The organism is Lactobacillus sp. UBA5813, assembly GCF_002417895.1.
Classification (GTDB): domain Bacteria; phylum Bacillota; class Bacilli; order Lactobacillales; family Lactobacillaceae; genus Lactobacillus; species Lactobacillus amylolyticus.
Genome location: NZ_DICZ01000041.1, coordinates 1 through 3,422, shown reverse-complemented (window position 1 = coordinate 3,422; position 3,422 = coordinate 1). Strand labels below are relative to the sequence as shown.

Genomic DNA, 3,422 nt, shown 5'->3' with positions numbered 1-3,422 from the left:
AACAGGAAAAATTATAGAGCCACAAATGTTTTGACACTCCGTATTTTTGGGTAGACAATGTATCTAGGTATACGGTAAAGATTATTGTTTTATCAAGAAGGAAGCTAATCAAAATGCCAAAAACAGATACAATATTTTCAGCAAAGTCACTTCGATATTTTTTACAATTAATTGATACAATGAACTATACCCAAGCTGCACAAATACTTGGTATTACACAGCCAGCATTGACTCAACAAATTAAAAAGTTAGAGCATGCAATTGGTGCGCCTTTATTTGGACAAATGGGGAAGAAGCTTTACCTTACTGAAGCTGGTAAGGAAATGCAGTCAGCCGCAGTTGAATTACTAGATACAATAAATTCTGTAGTCGATGATATTCAAGAATTTACTCAAGCTGATAAAGGCAGTATTTCAGTGGGTGTCTTAGATACAATTGATACTGAAATTTTCAGACAATTTGTTGTTGAATTTAATAAAAATTATCCAAGAATCCAATTGAATATTCTTACTTATAATCGTCAAGAATTATGGCGCAGACTGGATAACAACACGATCGATTTGGCGATCATGTACTTGCCGGATAATACTAAGCGGGACGAAATCAATTTGCAGCATCAATATGATCATATGGAATTGTTCAAAGATCGTTTAATGATTTTGACGCATAAAGATACAGTCGAAGCTAAGCAAGCATATCCAATTTCTAGATTTACTAGAAGAAAATGGGTTTCTTACCCTGAAGGTTCTTACTTAACGCAATTAATGAAAGACTATTTCGGCAATAGGAACAAGCCGATTGTTTCTTTGACTTTTTCAAAGGCAAAGTACTTGATTGAAACCGCACAAACTACCGAGTATGATACTTACATTAGCAAATCATATTATTTAGCACATAAGAAAGATATTAATCTTACTCCGGTTTATGTGAAAGATGATAAGGATTTTGAGATTGCGATGGTATATCGCAAAGGAAAGGTAGAAATTCCAAGAATAAAAAACTTGTTAGAAGAATGGAAGAAATTCTTGGATAAAAAGGATTATTCTAGTAGACTAGAGTAGACGCTAGAAAAAAGAGAGGAATTTTTAATGGAAAAAGAATTAGTTTTTGGTCACCAAAATCCAGATACTGATGCAATTGGCACTGCAATTGCATTTTCATATTTACAAAATAAATTGGGTTACAATACTGAAGCTGTTGCTTTAGGTGAGCCTAATGATGAAACTGCTTATGCTTTAAAGAAATTTGGTTTTAAAGCACCACGTGTTATTACTAAGGCTGCAGATGAAGTTAAAGCAGTTATGCTTGTTGACCACAACGAGCCTCAACAAAGTGTTTCTGACATTGATAAAGTTAAGGTTACTCATGTTGTTGATCACCACAGAATTATGAACTTCAACACGGCTGATCCTTTATACTACCGTGCAGAACCAATGGGTTGTACTTCAACTATTGTTTGGAAGATGTTCAATGAAAAGGGTATTGAAATTCCTGAAAAATTAGCGGGATTGATGCTTTCAGCAATTATTTCAGATACTTTGCTTTTGAAGTCACCAACTACAACCGATTATGACAAGAAGGCAGTTGAAGCCTTGGCTAAAATCGCTGGCGTGGATTATCAAGAATATGGTTTGGCCATGCTTAAAGCTGGTACTAATATTTCTGATAAATCAGAAGAGGAATTGATTGATTTAGATGCTAAGAGTTTCAGCTTAAATGGCAAGAACGTTCGTATTGCTCAAATTAATGTTGTTGATTTGCCAGAAGCTTTGGAACGTAAAGAAGCATTTTTAAAAGCTATGAGTGCATCAGCTAGCGATAACAATTATGATATGTTCATGCTTTTGATTACTAACATTCTTGATTCAGATTCAGAAGCTTTGGTTGTAGGTTCTGATGAAACTAAGGCTTTGTTTGAAAAAGCATTTGGTAAGAAGTTAAGTGATTCAGAGGTTAAATTACCAGGCGTTGTTTCTCGTAAGAAGCAAGTTGTACCACCATTAACAAAAGCTTTTGAAGGCTAATTTCATTATTAAAGAGAAAATAAAAATGGCCGAGTTGAAAAACTTGACCATTTTTTGTTAAAAGCAAAGGAAAAAGAAAATGACATATCCTCAACTTGATTTAAAGAATTACAAAGGGCCAAAAGCTACAATAGATACCAAGCATGGTCAAATTACAGTTCAATTATTCGATAAATTAGCACCAATGACTGTTGAAAATTTCACTCGTTTAGCTAAAAAGGGCTATTATGATGGAACTACTTTTCATCGAGTAATTAGTGACTTTATGATTCAGGGTGGTGATCCAGAAGGAAATGGTACAGGCGGTGAAAGCATCTGGGGTCATCCGTTCGAAGATGAGTTTACTGATCAACTATTCAATTTACGCGGAGCACTTTCAATGGCTAATTCAGGTCCAAATACAAACGGAAGTCAATTCTTTATTGTTCAAAATAAAAACATGCCTAAGCGGTATATTCGCGAAATGGAACCAGCTGGCTATCCTAAAGAAATAATTCATGCTTATAAACAGGGTGGTACCCCTTGGCTAGATGGAAGACATACTGTTTTTGGTCAAGTAATTGATGGGATGGATGTTGTTGATAAAATTGCCAAAGTGAAAAAAGATAAAGCTGACAAACCACTTGAAGCAGTGGTAATTAATAGTATTAATATTAATGAATAAAAAAAAGCACGCTCATGAATTGAAACGAGTTAAAAATTTCAATTCAGAAGCGTGTATTTTTATTAGTTGTTACTACTGTTGATTTCCTTTAGTAAACCAATGAAAGATTTGCTGACATGTTCAGCCTGATTCTTTGGCAACTTACGCAATTCATTAGTGACTTTTTGGATAAAAGCAGGAGTGTTATCTTGGTTTTCATCCGCCTTTACCTTTTTAAAACGATAAGCATTATTAATAATATCAGGTGTAGTAGTGTTCAATGCACATGCAATAGAATCTAACTTTTGAATACTGATATTTTGATTTCTTGTTCTTTCCAAACGAGAAATAAAGTTGACAGAGAGACAACTTAACTCGGCTAAATCTTCTTGAGTCAATTTTTGATCGCGTCTACGACGTGAAATTTCATTCCCTAGATTAATACTCATGAAGCACTCGACCCTTTCAATTACTTATAAAACTATAGCTATTAGCTATAGACTATAAAAAAAGTAATAAAATGAAATAGATTATTTTAATATTATTAAATTACACTATATTAACAATATTAACAATAAATACTTGAAAAATTCTTATAAAAACATCATCTCATTAAATTATGATAAAACAATAATTTGAATAAAATATGAATTCTTTAAGAATTTCAGTAAATAAATTGATAAATCCCCAAAATATTATACAAAAAACAAGAAATTTGTATAATATTTACTACAAGTAACATAGAAACATAATAT

The 3,422-nt window shown here is 32.8% G+C and carries 4 protein-coding genes; 3 read left to right on the top strand and 1 reads right to left on the bottom strand.

Features of this window, described 5'->3' with window-relative positions; genetic code table 11:
- Positions 1-113: 113 nt before the first annotated feature.
- The 3 genes from B2008_RS07290 to B2008_RS07280 all read left to right on the top strand — a co-directional run bounded on the left by B2008_RS07290 (position 114) and on the right by B2008_RS07280 (position 2,688).
- Positions 114-1,061 (top strand): LysR family transcriptional regulator, encoded by a 948-nt coding sequence (locus tag B2008_RS07290; RefSeq protein WP_281828180.1) that lies wholly within the window; start codon positions 114-116, stop codon positions 1,059-1,061.
- A 27-nt stretch (positions 1,062-1,088) separates the two neighbouring features.
- Positions 1,089-2,024: a manganese-dependent inorganic pyrophosphatase gene (locus B2008_RS07285; protein WP_080881407.1), complete on the top strand. Its 936-nt coding sequence runs from the start codon at positions 1,089-1,091 to the stop codon at positions 2,022-2,024.
- Positions 2,025-2,103: 79 nt separating this feature from the next.
- Entirely contained in the window at positions 2,104-2,688 is a 585-nt protein-coding gene (locus B2008_RS07280; RefSeq protein ID WP_281828178.1) for a peptidylprolyl isomerase, read from the top strand.
- A gap of 62 nt (positions 2,689-2,750) precedes the next feature.
- On the opposite strand, the gene B2008_RS07275 is transcribed toward B2008_RS07280, so the two are convergent.
- Positions 2,751-3,116, bottom strand: coding sequence for a helix-turn-helix domain-containing protein (locus B2008_RS07275; protein WP_281828176.1), 366 nt, complete (start codon positions 3,114-3,116; stop codon positions 2,751-2,753).
- Between the last annotated feature and the right edge of the window lie 306 nt (positions 3,117-3,422).